Origin of the sequence: Polaribacter sp. KT 15 (genome assembly GCF_900143115.1) — a bacterium.
GTDB classification, from domain to species: domain Bacteria; phylum Bacteroidota; class Bacteroidia; order Flavobacteriales; family Flavobacteriaceae; genus Polaribacter; species Polaribacter marinaquae.
Genome location: NZ_LT670850.1, coordinates 394,475 through 419,734, shown reverse-complemented (window position 1 = coordinate 419,734; position 25,260 = coordinate 394,475). Strand labels below are relative to the sequence as shown.

The window sequence follows — 25,260 nt, the reverse complement described above, 5'->3', positions numbered from 1 at the left end:
CTTATTGTTTTACAAAAATACAAAAAGATTAAACAAAATTATATATATTTGTCGCATGTCTATAATATTAATTACAGGAGGTACAGGTTTAGTTGGTAGTAAATTAACAGAAGTTTTACTAGCTAATAATCATGAAGTAAGAATTCTTAGCAGAAATCCTTCCAATGAGAATGAATTTAAATGGGATATTTCTAAAGGATTTGTTGATGAAAAAGCATTGACAAATATCGATTATATAATTCATTTAGCAGGAGCTGGTATTGCAGATAAAAGATGGACTGATAAAAGAAAACAAATTATTATTGATAGTAGGGTAGAGACTGCCAATTTACTTTTCGATAAGATTAAAAAATTAGATATTCAATTAAAAGGTTTTATCTCTGCTTCGGGTAGTAATTACTACGGAGCAAAAACAGTGAATAATGTTTTTAAAGAAAATGATAAATCTGGAGATGATTTTTTAGGAGAGGTTTGTTTAAAGTGGGAAAATGCGGCAAATAAATTTAAAGAGTTAAATATACCCGTAACAATATTAAGAACAGGTATTGTATTGTCTAAAAAAGGTGGTGCGTTAGAAAAAATGAAAACACCTATAATTTCTCCGTTAGGTTCTGGAAACCAATATATGTCTTGGATTGATATCGAAGATTTATGTAATTTATATTTAAAATCTGTTGAAGAAAATTTTGAAGGAGTTTTTAATGCCGTTTCTCCAGAATTTCACACAAGTAAATCTTTTTCTAAAATATTAGCAAATTCTATCGGTAGACCTTTTTTACCAATAGCCGTACCTGGTTTTCTGTTAAAATTAGTTTTCGGAGAATTGGCAGTTATCCTTTTAGAAGGTAGTAGGTTATCTAGTAGTAAAATTTTAAATACTGGTTTTAAATTTAAATTTGAAAGTTTAGAAAAAGCATTGCGTAAAATGTAATAGAAACAAGCTTATTTTATATAAATTAAGTTTATGATATATTAAATGTAACGTTTGGGGGAATGTTATGTTTGGTGTAGTTTAAAGTAAAAAGACGAACTGATAAGTTCGTCTTTTTTGTTTTTTATAACCTATAAAATATATGGGGGTATAACTTATAGGTAATAAAAGCTAGGGGATTTATGTAAACGAAGTTAGGGCTTCATTTGAAATCTCTATAGTCTAACATGGGGGTTTTTAATAGAGTTTTTTAATTAATTTATTGATTAATAATCTTTTGTTTCTACGATGTAAAATTATTACAGTTTTATGAATCAAAAAAAAAAAAATAAATCGAAAACGTTTTCGGAAAATCGAAAACGTTTTCGATTTATTTTTTAACCTACTTTAGTATGTTAATTTTTGATTGTTTAATTATTTAATACAGGAAAAACACCCTATAATTTATCTTTTTACTTTTTTTTTAGGGTAGCAATAAACTTATTCATAAAAAAACATTTAAAAATTATCAATTTCGTAGCTAGTAGTTATTCTAAAAAAAAAGACGAACTATAAAGTTCGTCTTTCTCTTTATGATTTTAAAAAGTATCTGGGGTTCATTAGACTTTTAAAAATCATGAGTAAAAATTGTTTTAAAAATTTGAACCAGGTGCTTCAGGTAGTGGTGATTGCGCTTGCGCTTTCTGCGGATTTAAAATCATATAGGTTCCTAAAGCAGTTAAAGCAGCATATTTACCATAATTACCAATTTTTTTTATGGCTTCTTTTCTTGTAATGTCTTTATTGTTTTCCATTTATTGAATGTATAGGGATTATTCTAAAATTATTTTTTTTGTAATGTTATTTGTGCTACTCTTTATTTGTAAAAGATAAACTCCTTTAGATAATTTTGGTAATGTAATTTCTGATCTACCATTAGATGTAAAGTTTGTCTTGTAAACTTTACTACCAAGAATAGTAAAAATCGATAAGTTAATATCAGAATTAACAATACCATTAACAGTTACTTTACCTTTAGAACTATAAATAGATACGTTATCTAAAACTTCTGTTTCTGTAGCTAATACTTTGGCTCTAGTATGTAAGTAGAAATTACCAGTTCCGTTTAAATCTTCTTCTAAAACAATTTTATGTTTGCTGTTACTATCGCTTAATTTTGTAAATGTATTTTTAGATGTATCTTCTAAATAAACATTTAAACCAGCTGGTAGGTTTTTAATTTCTGTTGAAAATTCAATTTCTGTTCCAGATTTTGCATTAATTCCTATTGGTATAATCATTGCTTCATGATTACTATTAGGTAAAGATTGGATGCTTAATTTTTTCTCATCAGTTTTAGAAACTAAACCGCTAAAAACCTGAAAATTAGAGCTAACTCCGTTAAAGATTTCTCCATCATAACCATTGTCAAAACCTGTTGTTGTACCGTCTATATAATAGATTTCTGTAAATTTAATATTTGTACCGTCTGTAATATTCAATTTAATTTCTGGTCTCTCAGATTTTAAGAATGTATCTGTATTTTGGTGACTTTGGGCAGCCGCAGAAAAATTGATATCATTAGTATTTTCAACTTCAACAAAAAAGGCTTGTCCTGGTGCTATCTCAAAATTTTGAACAGTTACTCTTGTATCATAATCACCTAATCCACCGTTTAAATTTTGATTCCAAATCCATAAAGTTTGTGTTTTTAAACTTTTTCCTAGACCAGAATTTTGAGTTAAGAAATCGGCACTACTTAAATAAGAAGTATAAGGATTCGCAACTAAGTTAAAAGAGTTTGTACCTTGAGTTACCGTTCTTGCAACATTTTCGGTATTTATTGTACCTGTAAAAGCTAAAGTTCCATTGGAAGTTAATCTAGTGGTAAAACCCTTTCCTGGAGCTAACAAATCTGCAGTATCATCACCATTAATTTCATCAACTTGACCAACTTTATAATAAGACCATCTTAAAGAATTTGCTTTTGAATTGTCAAAAGGAGCCAAAGCAATGTTTCTATCAGTTCCAGATCCAGATCCTTTAGCAATACTTGGATGATTGTTTGCAAAGTCTACAATAGTCTGTCCTGCTAGTGGAGATCCTATTAAATACCATTTATTTCCATCAATATTTCTATTGTAAACCAGGTTACCTGTTGCGGTACCATTTACAATTAAAGATGCACCAGATGCTATTGTAAAATTACCTGTATTATCTAAATTACCAGCAACTGTTAAGGATTTATCTGAATTTATAGTTAAGTTTCCTTCTACAGTAATATCATTAATCGATTTTTGATTGCCATCTAAATATGCAGTATTTCCAGAAGGAATTAAAACATTATCTGTTGCTATTGGTTCTCTATTTAAACTCCAATTAGAAGGTTCAGACCAATTACCAGTAGTAACTGTAAACTCATTAGTAACTTCATCTGTATTAATGGTAATTTCTGTTTCTTTTTTATAAAAACTACCTACGTTTGGTGCTTTATATGTAATTGTATACGTTCCTGGGGTAGAAGAAGCAACGTTAATTTCTCCGGTAACAGTGTTCAAGTCTAAACCAGAAGTTGAAGAAAACTCTCCACCCGAAATTCCTTGTATGGTTGGTGTTGTATTAATTCCGTTTATAGAGTAGCTAGTGTTATCATAAGAAAAATTAGAAAAATCATTATAATGTAAATCGATAAATTTTTCTAATACTTTAGCGTAATCTCTAGAAAAATAAGGAATTGTAGCTGATCTAGAATCAGAAACACCGTAAGTAGAAGCGTAAGCATTTCCTAAATCTCTAACTCTTCTATTTACTTCAGTCATAATACCATCAATAGTACCACCACCACCGTTTACAGTACCACCACCGCCTACAACAGAGTTTGCGTTACTTGTACTACCAGAACCGTGTCTAATATTACTATAATAATCTCCGGCAAAATAAGCATTACTCCCAGGATTCGTATCATCACAAGAACCTTGTCCACCATTTCCAATATGACTTGGTACAGTTCTGTATCCTTCAGTTTTTCCACAACCTGCATGTCCTAAAGCAGCATATTCAGCACCTCCGGTAACTTGCATTAAACCTCCAAAACTTTCAGATCCTCTAACTAAATCTTCAAAAGTTAAATTTTGTAAGTTATTTTCAATTAAATTTTTGATGGTTACTCTTGCTAATTCTGCAGCATTAGTTGATGTATTATTTAAATCTTCATCAAAAGAGCTACTTGGTAAATTATAACCAGCTTCTATTCTTGGAATCGAGTGACTTTGTCCGTGTAAATCTATATACAAACCTTTACCAAACTTAGTATTAACATCTGCACTTGCTTGATCTATAAAATCATGGTAAGCATCAAAGTATTCGTAAGCACTTGTATTATTACAAGTCGCAACACTTTTAGTTCTGTTAGGATCTAGTTTATTTCTTCTAAGATTATTGATGATTATATAAGGATATACACCAAATTCATCAAAACACTTTTTTTGAATTTCTCTAATTAAAACGTCTGTGTTATCATCCATTTCTCCTGTACCACAACTTCTAGTAGTTAATTCTCCGCCGGTAAGTCTCCCACCGTGAGGAGCCGAAATAATAACAGGCATTGTACCAGGAATATATTCTATATATTTTTTTGAAGTATTATGGTATTGAGATTTAGCAAAATTAATTGTAATGTTTTGCTGAGAACTACTTTGATCTGGATCGTTTGTAGTATACGTTATTGTATGATTAGCAATAGTAGATTCTGAAAGATCGATAACACCTGTTGTAGCATTGATTACCAAACCGGCTGTTGCAGTAAAAGTACCACCTGTTTCTCCTGTAATTGTAGGAGTAGGGTCGGCGTCCGAAATTGAATAACTATTATTTGGATAAGTAAACGAAGCGTCGTCTAAATTAGGAGCCTTGTTTACAGCAAAGTATATTCTATTAGAAACAACTGTTCCACCACCACTAGAAGATAATCCGGTAAAGTTATTATCATTAACTGTTAATATATCTTCACCATCAACATTAATTGTGGCATACCCGTTTCCATTCCATCCATCTCCGTAAGTATCGTATAAAATAACATAGTATCCTGATCCTGAAGGTATGTTATCATTAATACTTCTATTAGAAACTACTAATGGAGAATCCAAATTGTTCGCAGAAGTATTACTCGTACTACCTGTATAGCCATCATCTAATGTTGCAATTAGATCATTGTTAGGAGCATATAACTCAATTCTATTTTCTTTAGAATAATTTGGCCAACTATATCGAATAGTTATGTCTACTGTTTGAGAAAAGATGAATAATGATTGTGAAAAAATAATTAAGGCAAGACAGTGCCTTAAAAAATTAGGGGTAATTTTTTTAGTCATTTATTTTAGGGGTAAAAAAGGTTAATTAAAGCTTATGTTAGAGCAAAAAAAAGGCTGTTAACATAAATTTAACAGCCAAATATAATATATTTTTTGAATTATCGTTACTAATTTCTAGAATTTTGTAGTAATGTTTAGTGCAACTTCGCTCCAAGTCTTAGAAACTCCGTCAGAACCAGTATGTAAAGCTTCACAAACTTTATTTAAAGAAGCCAAAGCATCTAAGGCATTCCAATTACTAACGTCCATTTTACCACTCATGGCAAAAGTATTGTTTACAATTGTGTATTTAAAAGGTACTTTGTTAGATACACCGTTCATTTTAATTGTTGCACTTCCAATAGAGTCATTTTCGATATTTAATTTCCCAGAAAGTAATTTTGTGTCAGACATTACTCCGAAGAAAAACTTCTGAATTTTGTAATCTCTACTAGAATCTTTTGTAAAAATACTACTAACAGGAATAGAGAATTCTGTATTATTAATTGCTTCTTTAATCGTTTCTCCAGTTCCACCAGAAATTACATCTACTTGTCTAAATTGACCACCTACAGGTGTTTTTTCTGTAAATTTATAGGCTGTAAAATTAATTTCTTTTTCAGCTTTATTTACAGAAAACTTAGCATTGTCTTCTTTTTGTGTTGTTTTCGCTGTTGTTTTATCAGATTTACAAGAGATAAAACTGATGTTTGTTGCAACTAATAATAATAAAATAAATGCTTTTTTCATTTTGATTGTTTTTTATTTAATACTGCGTTTGCTAATTTTATATATTCTTGTTTTGCTTCTTCAGAAGACATGTCTTTTAATTGCATCCAAGCATTTAATTTAAATGCATTTCTAACATTTAAATCGTTTTCAAAAGGTAAATTACTTCCATAATTAGCTTGTTTGTAATACGCATAAAATTTAAGCATAATATCTGGTGTAACTGCCTCTTTAAGCTCAGATATTTTAATGAAAGCTTCTTTAAACTCTTTGTCTAAATCACTATTCATATTATTTATTTTCTTGCTACAATTTGTGTGCCTCCTTTTACTTTATCACCTAGTTTTACAGCCAATTCTGTACCTAATGGTAAATATAAATCTACTCTAGATCCAAACTTTATAAAACCAGCATCTGTACCTTGCACCACTTCTTCACCTTCTTTTGCGTAGTTTACAATTCTTTTAGCCAAAGCACCTGCAATTTGTCTGTATAAAACTTCTCCTATTACATTATTTTCGATAACAACCGTTGTTCTTTCATTTTCTGTAGAAGCTTTTGGATGCCATGCAACTAAATATTTACCTGGATGGTATTTGCTGTATTTAATTATACCGCTCATTGCATATCTAGTAACGTGTACATTTATTGGAGACATAAAGATAGATACTTGTAATCTTTTATCTTTAAAATATTCTGGTTCTTCTACCTCTTCTATCACAACAACTTTACCATCAACTGGCGCAATGATAGTTCTTTCATCTAATGTGGTAATTCTTTTAGGGTTTCTAAAAAATTGAAGTACTGTAAAAAGCAATATAAGTATCGCTATTTGAATAACTTTTACAAGCCAAATAATTTCAATGAATTTATCTGCCAATAAAATACCTGCAATAGATAAAATAAAAGCAATTACAATAATTTTATACCCTTCTTTATGAAAACGAATCATACTTAAATAATAAAGTTAATATACAAATATACAAACGGAGCCGCAAATAATAAACTATCTAGCCTATCTAAAATACCTCCATGACCTGGCATAATATTACCACTGTCTTTAATTTTTGCTTGTCTTTTCAATTTAGATTCTACCAAATCACCAATTGTACCAATTACAGAAACAATAGTCGCTATGATAAACCAATTTAGTAAAGAAAAATCGTTATTTAATTGACTAATAAAATATGCTGCCACTAAAGAAAACACAAAGCCACCTATAAAACCTTCTATGGTTTTTTTAGGAGAAACAGAAACAAACAATTTTGTTTTACCAAAGTTTTTACCGACCAAGAAAGCGAAACTATCGTTTACCCAAATAAGGATTAAGATAGATATCATTATATAAGGTCTGTACTCTTGATTTACAAAAGGTAATAAAATTAAGAAACAAAAAGAAAAAATAAGATATCTTATTGTTAAGCCTAGTTTATCTCTTTCTGTTTTAAATTTAATTTCTTTCTTTTTAAATAACTGAAAAATTAAAAATAATGAAGACGCAATATTTATAGCCAAAATAATATTGATAGCGTAATTGTAAGGTCTTTTAATTATTAGAAATAGCGAAAAACCAAAAAGTAAATAAGCACCGATACTTTTTAATTGAATCATTTTTGAAAGTTCCCAAACGGCAACAAAACCAAAAAATGCAATTAAAGCCATATAAGATTCTTTAGAAAAAAGAATAGCAGATATAAAAATTAAAACATATATGATTCCAGAAAAACTCCTTCTTAAAAGGTTGCGCATATTATAAATCTTCTAACAGCAGCAAATATAAGTTTTTTGTATTACTGTTGCCATAATTTAAAAAATTATCATCTTTTTTATTAATCTCATAATTTTTTACTGAAGATATATTTGTAGGCAAAGTATCTTTAGAGTTTGTTTTGATACCTGTTAAACCCTCGCCAGTGTTTCTAACTAGTTGACTAGTTGTGGCGTAAACAATAAAGTTTTCTGATAATTCTGATAATTTGGTACTCTTTAATTGATTGGAAGAAAATAAAACTTCTCCTTTATCTGCAATTAAATGTTCGCATGAAGTAAGAAAAGGAACCGATTTTTTAAAATTACTGTGTATTGCAATTTTATCTTCGTCTATAAATCTGCGTAAATTGTCATTTATTAGTAAAATTTCTTTCCAATCGTTTTCAGAAAGTATTCTTTTTAGATTTTCTAAAACCTCTTCTTTCTTTAAACAATATAGAAATTTACCACCTTTTTCTATAAAATTATGTACAAAAAGATCATCCAAAGACAAGTTTACTTCTTGTCTTTGGATTTCTTTATCTTCTTTAACCGGTATGTTAAATATCTTTTTTAAAAAATTCATTCTTAATTGTCGAATATTAGATTATTCCTCAGTGCTTTCTGCTGCTGGGGGAACATTCGCTTCTTCTTCAATCAATTTTTCTACTTTTACTTCTGCATCTAATGCTTCAAATGGTCTTTTACCAAATACTTTTTCTAAATCGTCTTTAAAGATAACTTCTTTCTCTAAAAGCAACTCAGCTAAAACTGTTAATTTTTCCTTATTATTATCTAATAACTCAATAGCTCTTTGGTATTGGTTTTCGATTAATTTAGAAATTTCTTCGTCAATTCTTTTTGCAGTATCATCACTATAAGGCTTCACAAAAGAATCGTTTCCAGAAGAATCATAATAGGTAACATTACCAACTTCTTCATTTAAACCATATACAGTTATCATTGCTCTAGCTTGCTTAGTAACTTTTTCTAAATCACTTAAAGCACCTGTAGATATTTTATTAAAGATGATTTTTTCTGCAGCTCTACCACCAAGTGTAGCACACATTTCATCTAACATTTGTTCTGTTTGCACAATCAACCTTTCAGCTGGTAAATACCATGCAGCTCCTAGAGATTGTCCTCTTGGTACAATAGTTACTTTTACTAAGGGTGCAGCATGCTCTAACATCCAACTTACTGTTGCATGACCAGCTTCGTGATAAGCAATTACTTTTTTCTCTTTTGGTGTAATTACCTTGTTTTTCTTTTCTAAACCACCAACAATTCTATCTACAGCATCTAAAAAGTCTTGATGATGAATCGCAGTTTTACCATTTCTAGCAGCAATTAAAGCAGATTCGTTACACATATTAGCAATATCTGCACCCGAAAAACCAGGTGTTTGTTGTGCTAAAAACTCAACATTTACATCATCTGCTAATTTTAAAGGTTTAATATGAACCTCAAAAATTGCTTTACGCTCATTAATATTAGGTAAGTCTACATAGATTTGTCTGTCAAATCTACCAGCACGCATAAGTGCACTATCTAAAACATCTGCTCTGTTGGTTGCAGCAATAACAATAACGTTTGTATCTGTACCAAAACCATCCATTTCTGTTAACAGTTGGTTTAATGTGTTTTCTCTTTCGTCGTTACCACCTGTCATGCTATTTTTACCACGAGCTCTACCAATTGCGTCAATCTCATCAATAAATATAATCGAAGGCGATTTTTGTGCAGCTTGTTTAAACAAATCTCTAACTCTAGAGGCACCAACACCAACAAACATCTCTACAAAGTCTGAACCAGATAATGAAAAGAAAGGTACACCAGCTTCACCTGCAACAGCTTTTGCTAATAAAGTTTTACCTGTTCCCGGAGGTCCTACTAATAAAGCACCTTTTGGTATTTTACCACCAAGAGAGGTATATTTTTCTGGGTTTTTTAAGAAATCTACAATTTCTTGCACTTCTTCTTTAGCACCTTCTAAACCTGCTACATTTTCGAAAGTGGTTTTTACTTTCGTGTCTTTATCAAATAACTTTGCTTTCGATTTACCAATGTTAAAAATTTGGCCACCACCACCAGAACCAGCACCACCGCCAGACATTCTACGCATAAAGAATAACCAAATAGCAATTAAGATAATAAAAGGTAAAAAACCAATTAAGGTATCTAACATGCTTGTTCTACTTTCGTTTTTTAAATCGAAAGTTAAATCGTTTTCTTTTTTAGCTTCTTGTAAGCTGTTTTCAAAATTTTGTAAATCACCAAAATTATATTCGTACAAAGAAGATCCTTTTCTGTAAAATGTAGAATTTATTAATTTTTGATATTTCTCTTTCTTAATAGCTTCTTCTTTTATAAAAACCTGAGCGACGTTGTTATTAACTACAATTATTTTAGAAATATCATTATCTCTTAAAACCTCATTAAACTCGTTTTTCGAAATGCTTTTAGTAGCTAAATCACCACTGCTAAAAAACTGGAATCCAATTAGTAATACTAAAATTGCACCATAAATCCAATAAGCGTTAAACTTAAATTTTGGTGTATTTGTGTTGTTGTCTTTTTTATTTTCGTTCATTTTTTATAAAATCTAAAAATTTAAGCTGGTTTTATTTCTGTAATTTTTGCATCTCCCCAAAGACCTTCAATGTCATAAAAATCTCTTGTTTGTTTTTGAAAGATATGTACTGCAACGTTTACGTAGTCCATTAGAATCCATTCAGCAATATTTTCACCTTCTATGTGCCAAGGCTTATCTTTTAGCTGTTTGCTTACCATTTTTTGAACCGAACCAGAAATTGCTTTTACTTGTGTGTTGGAGTTACCAGAGCAAATTATAAAATAATCGCAAACGGTATTTTCAATTTCGCGTAAGTCAAGTAATTGAATATCTTCTCCTTTAACTTCCTCAATTCCCTGAATTATAACAGATATTAAATCATCTGTACTTACTTGTTTATTTGTCATTAATTTTTTTCTAATTTAAACGCAAAGTTATTATTTTTTTGCGACTATTTTATGTAATATTGAACTTGTTTACACTTTATTTAACACTTGAAAATAATCAAACTTAGTGCCATCGATTCTACCAATTCTTTTTTAAAAGAAATGGCATCTAATTCTGTCTTAGAAAATTACACAATTGTTGTTACAGATAGCCAAGTAAATGGTCGTGGGCAACAAGGCAGTGTTTGGGTTTCAGAACCTTATAAGAACTTGATATTTAGTGTTTTTGTTCGTTTTTCTGATTTGGATATTTCGAAAAGAAGATATTTGAATTTTGCAGTTTCCTTATCCATTTATCAAGTTTTAACAGCTTTAGAAATTCCGAAAGTTACCATTAAATGGCCTAACGACATTTTGGCAGTAAACAAGAAAATTTGCGGAGTTTTAGTTGAAAATAGTTTAAAAGGGGCAAAAATAGTATCCTCTGTAATCGGAATTGGACTCAATGTAAATCAAACTGTTTTTCCTGTGCACTTAGAAAAAGCGAGTTCTTTAAAACTGATAAGACCCAAACCTTATAATTTAGAAGAAATTTTAGATTTACTTATTTTAAAGTTGAAAGAAAAGATAGCAGTTTTAGAATCTGATAATTTTGAGACTTTAGAAAAAGACTATTTACATGTGTTGCATAAAAAAAACATTCCTACTATGTTTAAAGATAGTAAAAATGCTTTATTTATGGGTGTAATTCGAGGTATTTCTATAGATGGTAAACTTCAAGTAGAAGTAGAAGATGAAACCATTTTAGAATTTGGCATTAAAGAAATTTCTTTACTTTAAAGTTTCGAAATATTTTCTGTCAAAGTATCTACAAATTTAGATAATGGTTTTTTTACCATCATAGCCATCATTGGGTTAAAATCTCCATTAAAATTTAAAGAAACCTCACTTTTAGTATCTTCAATTTTAACAATATCCGCAGCCAATGCAAAAGATAATTTACTGCTAGCAGCACCAAGGGTAATATTAGAAAATTCAGTTTTTTCTTTTAATACCAATCTTATTTCTGGCATTCCTGGTAAGCTAAATAAAAAAGAATCGCCATCAACTTCAAACTTTTGTGTGTTTTCTGGCATTATTTTTTCAAAATTATTTAAGTCGCTAAAAAAGTTAAATAATTCTTCTTGCGATTTATCAATCACAACTTTGTTTCCTGTAATATTCATGTTTTTAATCTTTTTTTATTGATTCCAAGTACTAGGCTCTCTTCTCCATTCGTGCAAGGTAATCAATTCTTTTTCAGAAATATAATTACTTTCTAGTGCTTGTTCTAACAAGTTGTCGTAGTTGCTTAATGTAGTAAGTGCAACGTTCTTTTCTTTAAAATTCTCTGTCGCAACCTCAAATCCATAAGAAAAAATAGCGACCATACCTTTAACAACAGCGCCCGCTTCTTTTAAAGCATCTACTGCATTTAAGCTACTTTTACCAGTACTTATTAAATCTTCTATAACCACTACATTTTGTCCGCTTTCTAAATGCCCTTCAATTTGGTTTTTTCTACCATGTTTTTTAGGTTCTGGTCTTACATAAATAAAAGGTACACCTAATTCTTGCGCTACTAAAATACCAATTGCTATTGCACCTGTTGCAACACCAGCAATTACATCTGGTTTACCGTATTCTTTCTCTACAATTTTTGCAATTTCTTCTTTTAAGAAAATACGAACCGGAGGATATGAAAGCGTTACTCTGTTATCGCAATAAATTGGCGATTTCCAACCCGATGCCCAATTAAAAGGATCGCTTGGGTTTAGCTTAATTGCTTTTACTTGTAGTAAAAGTTCAGCTGTTTTTTTTGCCGTATCTTTGTTTAAAATCATACCGCAAATGTATAAAGTTTTTGTAAATGATAAGCCAATAATTGTAACATCTTCTCAAAAAAAAGAGAATGATTTTCCTTTGTATATTTTAAAAAATTCTGTAACAGAAGAAATTATACATAAACTTAAAAGTAACAGTGTTAAGGGGATAACGCTTTATACGCCCAATTTAGAAGAAGGTTGGCGCGCTTTTTTAAAAACTTTTAATATCGTTTCTGCAGCCGGTGGTTTGGTTTTAAATACCCACAAAGAAATATTGTGTATTTACAGATTTGATAAATGGGACTTACCTAAAGGAAGAATCGAAAAAGGCGAGTCTGTAGAAGAAGCTGCTGTAAGAGAGGTAGAAGAAGAATGTGGTATAGATAGCTTGCAATTGGTACAGCCTTTACTTACTACCTACCATGTTTATTTTCAAAACGGAATGAAACTAAAAGAGACCTTTTGGTATTTGATGACAACGACGTATGCGGGTGCTTTAACACCACAATTAGAAGAAGGCATTACAAAGGTTGTTTTTAAGAATCAAAAAGAGGCAGCAATAGCGCTAACAAATTCCTACAAAAACATCGCTTTAGTTTATGATACTTACCTAAATATGTAATATTCTCAAAAAACATTCTATCTTTGCCGACTTCTAAAAAGCTACAATAAAATGACAGGATTTATCAAAAAAATAATGCCAAATGCAAAAGATGATGCATTAGCAGGTATAACGGTTTCTTTAGCAATGATACCAGAGGTGGTAGCCTTTGCTTTTGTGGCGCAAATTAGCCCAATTGTGGCCTTGTTTGGTGCTTTTGTTATTGGATTAATTTCTGCTGTTTTTGGTGGTAGACCAGGATTAATTTCTGGAGCAGCTGGTGCTGTAGCCGTTATTTTTGTAAATATGATACAAGAAGGGCACGCCAAAGGATTGCTTTTTGACACACCTGTAGAAAATATGGGGTATTTCTACCTGTTAGCAGCAGTGGTTTTAATGGGAGTTATACAGGTAATTGCCGGTTTGTTTAAACTAGGTAAGTTTGTAAGGTTAATTCCGCACCCTGTAATGATGGGATTTGTAAACGGTTTGGCTATTGTTATTTTTATGGCACAGTTGGGTATGTTTACAGAAAACAAGAAAGATGTTTACGGACAAAACATGCGTAAAACAACTGCCAAAGAATTGGTATATAAAGTAGAAAATAATCAAGTAAAAGATCTTGCTTCTGGTACAGTGTTGTTTACAATAGAAGGTAGTACCATTAAAAACGCAAATACCAGCCAAGACGCATTTTTAGTTTCAGAAGGTCAGGTTTTTGATATCAACACAAAAAAGGTAATCTATAATGCAGATAAAGAAGGTTTTTACACTGTAAAAGATAGTGGTGTGGTAAAAACAACCATGCAAGGTAAAACACTGTATGTTATGATTGGTTTGGTGTTGTTAACCATGTTTATTGTTTGGGGCTTGCCTAAATTAACAACTAAAATACCGGCAGCTTTAACAGCTATTTTAATTGTAACCTTGGTGTCTATATTTAGTGGTTTAGGTTCTATAAATGTGGGAGACTTTATTAGAGATGGAGGAGGAGCTGGCTTAAACGGAATAGCAGAACTTTCTAAAAACTTAAATGTATTAGATTTATGGAGTAACCTGCCTTTTAATTTAGATACTTTAAAATTCATTGCGCCGTATGCCTTTTTAGCTGCTTCTGTTGGTTTGATAGAAACGCTAATGACAATGAACTTGGTAGACGAGTTAACAGAATCTAGAGGTAATGGTAATAAAGAATGTGTAGCGCAAGGTGCTGGAAACATCTTAAGCGGTATGTTTGGTGGTACAGGTGGTTGTGGTATGATTGGGCAAACTGTAATTAATATCAACGCAGGTGGTAGAGGCCGTTTGTCTGGTGTTATGATGGCATTAACTTTATTAACCTTTATTTTATTTGCAGATAAATATATAGAACAAGTACCAATTGCAGCTTTGGTAGGAGTTATGTTTATGATGGTTATAGAAACCTTTGCTTGGTCTAGTTTTAGAATTTTAAAGAAAATACCAATATCGGATGCCGCAGTATTAATTATTGTATCTGCAGTAACCGTGTTTTTTGATTTAGCCATTGCAGTATTTGTGGGGGTTATTATTTCTGCTTTATCTTTTGCATGGACAAGTGCTAAGAAAATTAGAGCAAGAAAACGTTTTAAAGCAGATGGTACAAAGATTTACGAAATTTGGGGGCCTTTGTTCTTTGGAAGCATTACTGCTTTTAATGATAAGTTTGATATTAAAACAGATCCAGAACATATAGAAATAGATTTTGTAGAGTCTAGAGTTTCAGATCACTCTGCCATCGAGGCAATATTTGCTTTGGTAGAAAAATACCAAGCAGCGGGTAAAAAAGTTACGTTAAAGCATTTAAGTGAAGATTGTAAAGTGCTTTTATACAAAGCATCTCCTATTTTTGACGGAGTTATCGAAGAAGGTATCGACGATCCTCGTTATCACTTAGCTGCAAACCCAGAGAAGTTTCCGAAACCTCTTGGTGAATATAAGTTTTAAGGGAATATAATATACATCATAAAAAAAGGCTCAACTTTTAAAAGTTGAGCCTTTTTGGTTTTATTCTAAATTTAGTTTTAAGTTTCTTTGTTATTCATTAATTCAGTTAAGCTAGCAATGTAAGGTATTGCTGAAGCTCTTCCTAATTTATAGTTTTCTAAGTCCTTAAAACGCCATAATACATCTCTAAATTCTTTATTATTGCATTTTTCGACACCAATAACTAAATAATTTTTTTGTCTTGGATTTGGATATTTTAAGCGTACTAATGTGGCTTTTCTTGTTACTCTAAATTCGGTTTTCTTAATAGTGTAGAGTTTTGATGAAAACTTATCACCTTGCATATGAAGCAATAAATATTTAGCATTTAACGTCTCGGTAGTCAGTTTTAATGCTCCCCTATTGGAATCCATTCTAAAGTTATATAGAGATTTATCTTCAATCCATTTCAGATGTTCTTCAGATTTACAATAACCAACTAGAACATAAGTCTCATCAGGAATTAGTTTTTTGCCATATACATATTCCGGAATGGGTTCATTTAATGGCTTTGATATTCCATCTTTAGTAATATTATATGTTTTTGATGCGACGTTTTCTCGTTGAGAAGCTCTGTTTAAGAAATGGTCTTTTATTTCATTAATAAAATTTATTAGATACTCAATACCGCTATTCTCTTCAGAAGGTCGAATTGCAAAAGCACCTAAACCTGGCAATACTTCATGAAAACCTTTAAAATTAGTTGGTTCAATATCTGTTCCTGGATATAAAATATAAGCACCTCCAGTTCTTCTGATTGCATCTTTATAAGCATGCATTTTAAAAACGTCTTCAGGTTTAAATTTTGTATTATCTTTTTTGTTTTTTACTTTATACTTAGCATCAAAATGAATGTGCACAATTTGTTCTGTTCTCTCAGCTTCTTCCTCTTTAAGTTCTTTTGGCCAAATTGATAAAGTGTAATCCGGGTCCATTTGTAAAGTCCAACTTCCTTCTTTTGAAATATCATTTCTATAGCTTATTCCAAATGTTTTATTGTAAGAAAACTGTATAGATAGCTCTCGTTCTTTTGAAATATATGTGCCTTTTAATGCAATTTGCTTTCCTTCCTTTAATTTGAGACCTAATTTGTCATCAGTTTTACCAATTAATTTTTTGTATTCTTCAGAATCAATATTAAAAATGTGTTTTATTGCCTCTAATAATTTAAAAAACAGCCAATATTCATATAATTTTGAAACTCTTTTACTTCCGCCACCATAAACGTCTTCTCCTCCCAACCAAATTAATTTTGCTGATAAATCAAACATTAATTTCGTTTTTAAAACCTCTCTGTAGCCAGCTTTTTTTTGCAGAATAGGGCTGTTAAGTTTTATAGAGGTTAACCTAGAAACTTCTTTGAATAAATTATGTTGTAAATGATTCTCTAATTTATTAGAAATTAGTTTTGCTTCTTCGTTTAGTCTTGAACCATTTTTACTTCTTAATTGAATTTCTTCACAAAAGAATAAAAAGGTTTCTAAAACATGTTTTATAAATCTATTCTCAGGTGTGTCTGTAGTTTCTTTTTTTATTGAGGTAGGTATCTTTAGTGCAATAGATTCTATTCCTTTTTTTGTTAAACTATGATTAGTAGGAAGTTTTAATCTGTTTTGAGAATGAAGTAAGTTTCGGACATCTTTACTATTAAGTTTTTTTAAACTTCTTATGTCTCTATTTTCTGTCTTACTTGTCCATTCTGTAACAGGTGCTTTAACTATTTGTTGAATTGCAACTTCAAAATCTTCTGTTTCAATAATTGATTTTACAAAACAAAATTGCTGATATAAGGTTTTGGCGTTAGCTTCATTATTAACTTCAAAAGTTTGATTTACAGGTGAGTTGGTTTGTAAAATTAAATCGGAAGCATGTTTTGTAATAGATTCTAACATAAATCTATAATCCTTTCTATAAGAGGTTTTTATAGATTGAACTTCAAGTTTTAACTCGCCAATTTTATTACTATTCTTTAGAATTGGAATTGCTAGAGTCCCAACATAAGTATTTGGACTTATCCTGCCTTCTGAAGGATTGAAATTTGAAATTTCAACAACTTCATCTTTGGCTAGACAATAACCATCAGTTAGTTTATATTGATAAAAACACCCTTCTACAAGTTGATATTCAGCTTCGTTATTTTCAGGAGCATCATTTACTTTAAATAATGTGTCTGCAATTACTGCGTAAATATCAATAGATAAACCTTGAGCTATATGGTCTAGTTTTATATTATGCTTCTGCATAGCTTGCAAATCCGTTTTCAATAGCGTTTTTATACATTCTAGCTATTTTATAAAATGATAAGGGATATTTTATTTTATCTGTAGTAATATTAATTTCTCCGTCTTCTTTAAAGATATTGTCGATAGTCTCAGTTAAACAAAGTGCAGCTAAAAGTTTTAATGGTTTAGATAATTTTCTTCTACTTCCATGTATTTTAGGAAGTAGTTTTTGCATAATTGCTACATCTATTTTGAAATCATAATTCTTAGAATAAGTCTTAAGAAAATCTTCACTTTTATCATAATCTGGATTTATTAAGTCAATCATTCCAAATAAGGTTTGAATTTCTGAGGCAGTTCTGTAGCCAAACTCACTTCCAACTATTTGCAATTTATTGAAGAACTTAATCAATTCATCGTTAATTATTTTTAGATTTTCCTTCTCTGTTTTTTTAATGGATATTTTTACAAAATCTTCTCCATACTCAGCTCCTAATCCTTTTTTTGTTTCTTCTACCCATAATTTTTTCATATCAAGAGTGTTCGTTTCTGGTTTGAAATAATTTTCTAAGTCATCTTCAGTTACCCTAAACTCTATAACATTGGCTCTGTCTAAAACTTTAGGACTGAACATATAAGTTGTTTCATCAATATTCACTGTCCCTACAACAAATAAGTTTTTTGGCCAACCAATATCTTTAGGAACCTCAATAAGCTTATCATATTTTTCGTTTTCATTATTATTCAAATTCTTTTCTGAACTATGCAGTTTAAAGGTGTCATTAGACTCCATAACACTTAAAAAGTCAGCGAAATAACGCTCTACATGACTCAGGTTCATTTCGTCAAGAATTAAAAAATAAGGTTTTTTAGGATTGTTATTTGCTTTGATTATTAAATTTAAAGCACCGTTTTCTGGTAATATATACTCAGTGTTTTCTAAAGCATTTACATAACCCAATAAAGGTTCTCTGTTAGTCCAATCTGCTCCAACTGGCACAATACAATATTGTTCTTCGCTCTCACAAATCCATTGCGCAAATGCTTGTGCTAATTTTGTTTTACCAGAACCAGATAAGCCACTTAATAGTACAAATGGTTTTGTAGCTAAGGATGCAATGTATCTTGTAATTAATTCTGGATTGTAGTTTAAACCTGCATCTTTTGTAGCTGATATAAATTTGTTTATGTTGAATTTTTCTAATATCGGGAATTTTAATTTTAATCCTTCAAAATCACTAGATGTGATAAACTCTTGTAAAAATTTCAAATAATTTTTCTCACCTAAAACAGCCTTTGGGGCCCCTTTACTGCTAGATGCATTAAAATCCAACCACTCTTTGTTTGAGTTATTTGAGATTAAATTTTTAATCTTTGAGAAACTTTTTTGCTTGTTATTTATATCAATATTAAAAATTTGATTATTAAAGTAAGTTTGATCCCAGAAATATAAATTCTCCCTATTTACAATTCCTTTATATGAAAGCTTATAATTTTCGCTCTTTTCGAACCATTTCACAAATTTCTCAATGACTTGTAAATTATTTCTATTAGAAAAATTACTATTTTGATTTGTATATTTTTGAAAAATTTTCTGTGTTAATTTTTTTTCTGAAAATTTACTGTTGTATTCAGATAAAGCTTTTGAGAAAAGTTTGTCTTTTATCTCTAGGTTTTTAATTATATCTAAATCTTTTGATATTAAGTTCCTTTCTCTAAAGTATTCTATTAAGCTTAAAGCAATACCCTCTTTTAACTCATACAATCCTGCTTGATTTGGTATACCTTTTGTAGAAGCTCCTAAATTATTAATAAATTGCGGAAAAAAATAAAGATCTTCTTTTGTTACATGTTTTTCTAGACCAATTAAAGAAACTGAAACACTTTTAGCTTCTGAATTAATACTATTAATTACACCAATTGAATATATACCGTTAGTATAATTATTTAAAACTTTATTGTCTTTAAAGTACCTTCTTTTGTTAGAGCTATCACCTCCAATATGAATAAAAATAATATCTTTTTTGTTTGCATTATCTAAGTTGTTTGGGATGTTTTCTAATTCAAAATTAAAAATCCTTTTGTGAAAAATATGTTCAAAAAGATTAGAAAATTTATTATTGTCTTCTTGTTTAGGACAACTTAATTTAACATAGAAAAATTTTAAATTACTCATTTAATATTTTTATTAATTGCGTTGATATTTTTTTTACCACATTTACGGGAACTGAGTTACCTGCTTGTTTATATTTTTGTCCATCTGCAATTTTAACTTTTGAAAGTTTGGTAACTATTTTTTTACTAAAACCTTGTATTGCAAAACATTCTTCTGGAGTTAATTTTCTAATTATTTTCTCCCCATTATCTAATTCTCCACAAATTATTAACGGTACATTATGACCTCCTGTTCCCATATTGGCAGTTAGTGTAGGTGAGACTCCGGAGGTATTTCTTCGTACATATTTTCTTCTCCACTGATAAATATTTTGATAAGATTTATCATACCATCTTTCATCACCCCATTGTTCCCAGTTGTTTGTGTTTGGTTCTCCTTTAATTTTCCCATTAATAAAATTTACAGCTTTTATAAAATGACCGTTTTTACCATTATAAATAAAATTCTCCCAATCATTTCTATCTTCGAAATTTTGAAAATATTTATTAATTCGTTTAGATGGGTTATAATATTTCCCTTGTTTATCATTAATAGTTATAGGATGCCAATTTTTATTATTATTTGATATTTCAGAGAAAGTATTAATCTCAATTTTCTTAATTTTAGAAAAATCAAAACTTATTATCTTTGAATGATTTTGCTTGTTTAGGATTGTTTTAATCTCTTCAAACTTTAAAATATTAAAATCTGTAGGTAGTGGTATCTTTTCTCCATTCCAACAATTAGCTATTCCAACAATGTAAATTCGTTCTCTATTTTGATGTAAACCATAATCTTTTGAATTTAACACTTCTGCTTTTATTCCATATCCTAAAGAGGTTAAATGACTGCATATAGTTTGAAAAGTCCTACCTTTATCATGTGTTTTTAAATTTTTAACATTCTCTAGAATGAATGCTTTTGGCTTTTTTTTATCTAAAATACTTAGAATGTTAAAAAATAAATTTCCTCTACCCTTTTCATCTTCAAAACCTTTCCTATATCCAGCTATGGAGAAAGCTTGACAAGGGAAACCTCCACATAGTACATCAAAATCAGGAATTGATTTGTAGTCTAAATCACTATCTGTTATATCTTCATTAAAATTTCCATTTTCAAAAATTTCAGGTGAAATATTTTTAAAATTTTCTTTATAAGTAATTCTAGCATATTTATCAATTTCAGAAGCAAACACGCACTTTCCTCCATTTTCATGCATAGCTATATGAAATCCACCAATTCCAGCAAATAAATCAATAAATTTAAAGTTAGTTTTTCTCATTTTAATATTTTATTTTTCTTGGTGTACTTTACAAAAGGAATAATTAATTTATAACCATTTCAGCCATCTAATGTAAACAAACTATTTACAATATCTTACATAATGAGTGGTAAAGTTATTGTCAAGTTTATGTTTTTTTAAGAAATATATTATTTCTTAATTACTTTAATCTACTGTAATATTTTTTTCTTAAAAGAAGCTTTATAATATTTAAGCCTTAATAAACTTATTTTTAGGACTAAAAAATAAGTTGAGAAATAAACTAGATTAAATCATGAGTATAACAAGCCTCTAAGCTATCTTCTAATAAATTATATACGTCTTCTTTAGTACTTTGAGATAGTGTAAAAATTTGACTATCTGCTAAAAATAATTTAATTAGTTTTCTGTAATTTGAATAGCCTTCAATTGATTTTGTTTTAAAAATTTGATTCTCTCTTTCAGGTTCGCTACAAAATTCTAGAAACCATTGTATTTGAGTTCTCATATTTGCTGTAGATCTTTCTGTAACTTGTGTCATAAAATCTTCTGAATACCACATTGTTTCTAATAATTCTAAACTATCATTTCTGTTTTTATCATAGCATAAGAAAGCCGTCCAATAAATTCTTAAAATTGCATGTCTAGAAATGTTTACATTTGATAAGTTTTTAATTATCATTCTAATAGAGTCGCTGCTATTTCCCCATCTTTCTGTAACATAATTATTCAATTTAAATAAAGATAAATAATTCCAAATTCTAGAATCTGTAGCTTGCACAATACTAATGGGTATTCTATTTTCATTTTTATCTTTTCTATAAATTCCAAACTTATTTTGGTTTCCATCAAATAACAATTTAGAACTATATAAATCCCATTTACTTTTAGAAGGAAAATAAGAGCTTGGGTTATTTAAGTGAAATAAAACCTCATCATCAATATAGATTCCTGTATCTCCAGGTTCACAATATTTTTTTAAATCGTTTGAATATGTTCTGTGAATATCACTTAAAAATTCTTTAATAGTTTTGTCTTGATAATCAGAAGTCCAATTATCATATAGTTCAGAAACAAATTCAGGTTTTAAGGCATATAACTTTTCTTCCATGTCAGATTTTAATTAGTTTTCGTATTTACTTGTAAAGTAATCAATGAATTTAGGAATAGGTGCTTTTAGTATTTCATCACATTTTTTTAAAATATCTTCTTGAGATTCTAAATTTAAAATATCAAATTCTTGATCTAGCATCTGAGCCCATGGCTTTTCTTTATTTTGCTCATTATTATTAAGGTCTGATAGGGCAAATTGAAGTATAGGTAATGCTAGGATATTGTCTAGAAGTCTAGAATCTAAACTATTTAATTCTTTAAATTTTTGAAAAGTATTTTCATTTAGTTTTACAATTATATTAAACTGTTCTGAAAGTTTAATATCCATAGTTCCACACCTAGGGTTTTGATTTTTAGGTAACTTAGAAATTCTAATTAAAGGTCCAGAATCAAATAACTTATAGCCTCTTTGAAATTTTAGTTTTAAAGAGTTATGACTACCTAATATTTGGTTTTTTTTAATATTAAAACTATAAGAGTCCATTGGAAATTCTGCATTTGAATTTTGATAACTAAAGGTCTTTTTTGCAATTAATAAAGGTGTAAATTCAAAAGAGAAGTCTGCAGGAATTTCTTCATATTCAATATTAAAATTAACTTCGAAAGGGTTTGCTGTAGTAGCGTTAAAAACTTTAGAATAGTAAGGTTTGCAATCAACTTTAATTACAAATAGCACTGTCTGTTTTTCTATTAGATTGAGTATATTTGGTTCTGTTATTTCTGCTTCAAAGTGAAAAGAATACAAACCACCTTGAATCTTGCTTTCTAATAATTCACAATTAAATTCTTGATCTAAAAAGTTACCTTTTTCATTATCTAATAAAGGATGTGGGTTGTTAAATATGGCCATAAATTTTTATTTGATAATTATTTGAACTTTTTTATTAAATCGAGTTTTTACTATAAACTTATTTAAGCCTTGGTCTAATTGAAAGTTTTCAAATTCATTGGCTAAAGATCCTTTTTGGATATTTCGTTCTAGCATAATATTGTTCTTATCAACAATGTTATCAATAAAATCCAACTCAGCCAATTTTCCATTTTCCATTGGGATGTCAAAGCTTATTGTTTTAATATTAGCTTTTGTTTTTGACTCAATATAGAGATGATATTCATTTGTTTGAGCATCATTTTTAAAAATCATTGCTTTAAAATCATCTACTTTATAACTTCGTTCTTTTGAATTCTTTTTCAAAGGTGTTTTATCTGATGGTTTATTTGGTTTTAAATATGCTGGTTTTTTAGGTTTCGTTTTTTTCTTTTTTCCTTTTCTATCAACTTTTACCTCTCCGTTAAAAAAACTTTTTTTTATACTATTAACTGTTACATTTTTTGGAAAAATGATGGCAGTTGAATTTTTAGAGAGTTGTTTTGTCGGTTGATTGTTCTTTGCTTTACCAGAATTTCCGAACGAAAGTAAATTGGTGCCCGAAATTGAAAACTCATCAGAATTATCAAAAGTGGCTACTTCTTTTACACACCTCTCGATGAATTGATAAATCTCTTTTTTGATTCTTCTTCCCTTGGCATTTATATTAAACTTCCATTCTTTATGGTGGGAATCTTCTAGTAACCTTAATTCTTTATTTCCTTGTTCAGAATTACAAATAAAAATACCAGCAAAATTTATGTCTCCTGCAGAGATTTTTTCATTATAAATTTGCATCCTTGGACCTCTCATAAAATTAAAGTTTCTAGTAAATTCATCATCTTGTTGAATCTGGATGAAACATTCACCTAATATTGGTGTTTCTAATTGTTTTGATTTAAATTTTTTACCATTTGCATACACATTTACAGCTTCTACAGTGAGACCCTCTGGTAATAATTTTGATTTATTTTTTAAATTAGTTTCGTCGAAATAATCTAAATGATTAATTATCGTGTCTATATTAATCATTATGGGGTCTTGGTCTTGATTTACTACAGAAACAATTAATTTTTTATCAAGTATTGCACCATAAAAGTTTCTAATTACTGCCTTTAATACCTCTATTTCCCAATTAAATTTTTCTTCATCCGGTATAGAAAACCCTAAAGAAAAAACATCTGTTCCTCGTTCTTTTCTTTCTGATAAAAAGCCTTCATGTAATGAAGATTTTCTTTTTAAGACATCGTTGTTGTTTCCACCAAGATTAATTTCTCCTGTATATTCTGTTTTTTTTATATTATGGGTGAAATATTTACCCCAACCATAATAAATATATTCATTGATTTTATTTCTTGAAGAGTAAAAACAAAACCCAATATTAGAAACTGTAAAAGGTGCATATTTACCAAGTCCACCAGAACCTCCACCAGAACTTTCATCGTCAAAAACACCATCACCTCCTAGAAATCTCCCCAAGTTAGAATTCATATCGTTTCTGCTTCCAACTAAACCAATTGTGTTATAATCAGAAATTTGTAAAACACTAATTTCTCCTTCTTCAATTGATGCTTTTGCTTTGGAAAAATGATTTATGTGGTTTTGAATTAAACCCGTTTCACTTTTCTTTTGACTATATAAAGTTTTCAAGAGGGCATTAATAGTTTCTAAAATCTCCTCATGTTTTGGGATTTCAGAAACCTTCATCATTCTTTTTTTAAAGACAATTTTAACTGGTTTGTTTTTATATAAAGGATTATCTAGAGGGTTTTGAATTGTTTCTCTAACAAGTGTATCTATTCTGGTATGAATATCTCCAGAAAAATATTGCATATTGGCATTTTTAGGGCCAATTTTATTTGCGTTAGGATCTTGTTTAATTCTATTGAAGTGAAATCTACTCATTTCTTATTTTGTAGCAATTATTTTTTAAAAACTGTTTGATATCTTAATTGTTTAAATAAGATCAGAAATTTAAAATTTTAATTTCAAATATACATTAATTAGAAAATGTCAAAAAAGATATCTTCAATTATTCTGTGATTTAAGAAAAAATAAACGTTATAATCATTTTACTTATATTTAATTCCTTAATTTTTTCTCTTTTTATACATTCAACTTCTGTTTCTCCTTCTTCAATTTTTCTTCCTGGAAATTCCCACTTTAGTGGAAGTTTCCTTTTTTCACTTCTTTGAACTACTAAAACGTCATTGTCAAATAAATTGATAGCACTAGTAACTTTGATAGTTTTATTAATTATTGAACCACATAAAAAATTATAAGGTCTAATTTATAAAAAAAATAAAGGAGTAATCTATAGCATCAAGTAGTAATCACAACACAACACAGTAGCAAATACTGCAAAGCTGCTGAGCTATTGCAACATTGCACAGGAGCAAGTTTGTAAAAGTTGTAGAATATATTTTAAAATATACTAGTATATTTTTGAATTTATACTAGTATAAATTTTAAG

Annotated in this window: 22 protein-coding genes; 4 read left to right on the top strand and 18 right to left on the bottom strand. The window is 29.4% G+C overall.

Going from position 1 to position 25,260, the window contains the following annotated elements; all coding sequences use genetic code 11:
* The first annotated feature begins 55 nt into the window (after positions 1 to 55).
* Positions 56 to 931, top strand: coding sequence for a TIGR01777 family oxidoreductase (locus B5464_RS02025; protein WP_079736987.1), 876 nt, complete (start codon positions 56 to 58; stop codon positions 929 to 931).
* 632 nt (positions 932 to 1,563) lie between these two features.
* On the opposite strand, the gene B5464_RS14420 is transcribed toward B5464_RS02025, so the two are convergent.
* The 9 genes from B5464_RS14420 to rsfS form a co-directional block, all read right to left on the bottom strand.
* Complete coding sequence (locus B5464_RS14420; protein WP_172830846.1) at positions 1,564 to 1,725, bottom strand: hypothetical protein; 162 nt, start codon at positions 1,723 to 1,725, stop codon at positions 1,564 to 1,566.
* A gap of 18 nt (positions 1,726 to 1,743) precedes the next feature.
* The gene (locus B5464_RS02020; RefSeq protein ID WP_079736986.1) at positions 1,744 to 5,280 is read right to left on the bottom strand and encodes a T9SS type A sorting domain-containing protein; all 3,537 of its coding nucleotides are present in this window, start codon (positions 5,278 to 5,280) and stop codon (positions 1,744 to 1,746) included.
* 114 nt (positions 5,281 to 5,394) lie between these two features.
* Positions 5,395 to 6,009, bottom strand: a complete 615-nt coding sequence (locus B5464_RS02015; protein ID WP_079736985.1) for a YceI family protein — start codon at positions 6,007 to 6,009, stop codon at positions 5,395 to 5,397.
* On the bottom strand, positions 6,006 to 6,278 hold the full coding sequence (locus B5464_RS02010) for an acyl-CoA-binding protein (protein ID WP_079736984.1): 273 nt from the start codon (positions 6,276 to 6,278) through the stop codon (positions 6,006 to 6,008). Before B5464_RS02010 ends, B5464_RS02015 begins: the two co-directional genes overlap by 4 nt.
* 5 nt (positions 6,279 to 6,283) lie before the next feature.
* Positions 6,284 to 6,940 (bottom strand): phosphatidylserine decarboxylase family protein, encoded by a 657-nt coding sequence (locus B5464_RS02005; RefSeq protein ID WP_079736983.1) that lies wholly within the window; start codon positions 6,938 to 6,940, stop codon positions 6,284 to 6,286.
* A gap of 2 nt (positions 6,941 to 6,942) precedes the next feature.
* Entirely contained in the window at positions 6,943 to 7,737 is a 795-nt protein-coding gene (locus B5464_RS02000) for a phosphatidate cytidylyltransferase (protein ID WP_079736982.1), read from the bottom strand.
* A 1-nt stretch (position 7,738) separates the two neighbouring features.
* Positions 7,739 to 8,323: an LUD domain-containing protein gene (locus B5464_RS01995; protein WP_077809752.1), complete on the bottom strand. Its 585-nt coding sequence runs from the start codon at positions 8,321 to 8,323 to the stop codon at positions 7,739 to 7,741.
* Between the two features lie 21 nt (positions 8,324 to 8,344).
* Positions 8,345 to 10,330, bottom strand: coding sequence for an ATP-dependent zinc metalloprotease FtsH (gene ftsH / locus B5464_RS01990; protein ID WP_079736981.1), 1,986 nt, complete (start codon positions 10,328 to 10,330; stop codon positions 8,345 to 8,347).
* 20 nt (positions 10,331 to 10,350) lie between these two features.
* On the bottom strand, positions 10,351 to 10,719 hold the full coding sequence (gene rsfS / locus B5464_RS01985; RefSeq protein WP_077809750.1) for a ribosome silencing factor: 369 nt from the start codon (positions 10,717 to 10,719) through the stop codon (positions 10,351 to 10,353).
* An 87-nt stretch (positions 10,720 to 10,806) separates the two neighbouring features.
* On the opposite strand from rsfS, the gene B5464_RS01980 reads away from it, so the two are divergent.
* Complete coding sequence (locus B5464_RS01980) at positions 10,807 to 11,538, top strand: biotin--[acetyl-CoA-carboxylase] ligase (protein WP_079736980.1); 732 nt, start codon at positions 10,807 to 10,809, stop codon at positions 11,536 to 11,538.
* Here B5464_RS01980 and B5464_RS01975 read toward each other — a convergent pair.
* Both B5464_RS01975 and pyrE read right to left on the bottom strand, forming a co-directional pair.
* The gene (locus tag B5464_RS01975; protein WP_077811368.1) at positions 11,535 to 11,924 is read right to left on the bottom strand and encodes an orotate phosphoribosyltransferase; all 390 of its coding nucleotides are present in this window, start codon (positions 11,922 to 11,924) and stop codon (positions 11,535 to 11,537) included. The two genes, B5464_RS01980 and B5464_RS01975, sit on opposite strands and share 4 nt — an antisense overlap.
* A gap of 15 nt (positions 11,925 to 11,939) precedes the next feature.
* Positions 11,940 to 12,581: an orotate phosphoribosyltransferase gene (pyrE, locus tag B5464_RS01970; protein ID WP_079736979.1), complete on the bottom strand. Its 642-nt coding sequence runs from the start codon at positions 12,579 to 12,581 to the stop codon at positions 11,940 to 11,942.
* Between the two features lie 7 nt (positions 12,582 to 12,588).
* Here pyrE and B5464_RS01965 point away from each other — a divergent pair, with 7 nt between their 5' ends.
* Complete coding sequence (locus B5464_RS01965; protein WP_079736978.1) at positions 12,589 to 13,185, top strand: NUDIX domain-containing protein; 597 nt, start codon at positions 12,589 to 12,591, stop codon at positions 13,183 to 13,185.
* Positions 13,186 to 13,236: 51 nt separating this feature from the next.
* Entirely contained in the window at positions 13,237 to 15,129 is a 1,893-nt protein-coding gene (locus B5464_RS01960; RefSeq protein WP_079736977.1) for a SulP family inorganic anion transporter, read from the top strand.
* A 77-nt stretch (positions 15,130 to 15,206) separates the two neighbouring features.
* Here the strand turns inward: B5464_RS01960 and B5464_RS01955 are convergent, their stop codons facing one another.
* From B5464_RS01955 to B5464_RS01925, 7 genes are all read right to left on the bottom strand, one after another.
* The gene (locus tag B5464_RS01955; protein ID WP_079736976.1) at positions 15,207 to 17,411 is read right to left on the bottom strand and encodes a DUF2357 domain-containing protein; all 2,205 of its coding nucleotides are present in this window, start codon (positions 17,409 to 17,411) and stop codon (positions 15,207 to 15,209) included.
* Positions 17,398 to 19,566 (bottom strand): McrB family protein, encoded by a 2,169-nt coding sequence (locus tag B5464_RS01950; RefSeq protein WP_079736975.1) that lies wholly within the window; start codon positions 19,564 to 19,566, stop codon positions 17,398 to 17,400. Before B5464_RS01950 ends, B5464_RS01955 begins: the two co-directional genes overlap by 14 nt.
* Complete coding sequence (gene dcm, locus B5464_RS01945; protein WP_079736974.1) at positions 19,559 to 20,827, bottom strand: DNA (cytosine-5-)-methyltransferase; 1,269 nt, start codon at positions 20,825 to 20,827, stop codon at positions 19,559 to 19,561. Before dcm ends, B5464_RS01950 begins: the two co-directional genes overlap by 8 nt.
* A gap of 262 nt (positions 20,828 to 21,089) precedes the next feature.
* Positions 21,090 to 21,917: a DUF6339 family protein gene (locus B5464_RS01940; protein ID WP_079736973.1), complete on the bottom strand. Its 828-nt coding sequence runs from the start codon at positions 21,915 to 21,917 to the stop codon at positions 21,090 to 21,092.
* A gap of 12 nt (positions 21,918 to 21,929) precedes the next feature.
* Positions 21,930 to 22,769: a hypothetical protein gene (locus tag B5464_RS01935; protein ID WP_079736972.1), complete on the bottom strand. Its 840-nt coding sequence runs from the start codon at positions 22,767 to 22,769 to the stop codon at positions 21,930 to 21,932.
* A gap of 6 nt (positions 22,770 to 22,775) precedes the next feature.
* Complete coding sequence (locus tag B5464_RS01930) at positions 22,776 to 24,692, bottom strand: hypothetical protein (protein ID WP_079736971.1); 1,917 nt, start codon at positions 24,690 to 24,692, stop codon at positions 22,776 to 22,778.
* Between the two features lie 139 nt (positions 24,693 to 24,831).
* Entirely contained in the window at positions 24,832 to 25,014 is a 183-nt protein-coding gene (locus B5464_RS01925) for an NUDIX domain-containing protein (protein ID WP_231963669.1), read from the bottom strand.
* Between the last annotated feature and the right edge of the window lie 246 nt (positions 25,015 to 25,260).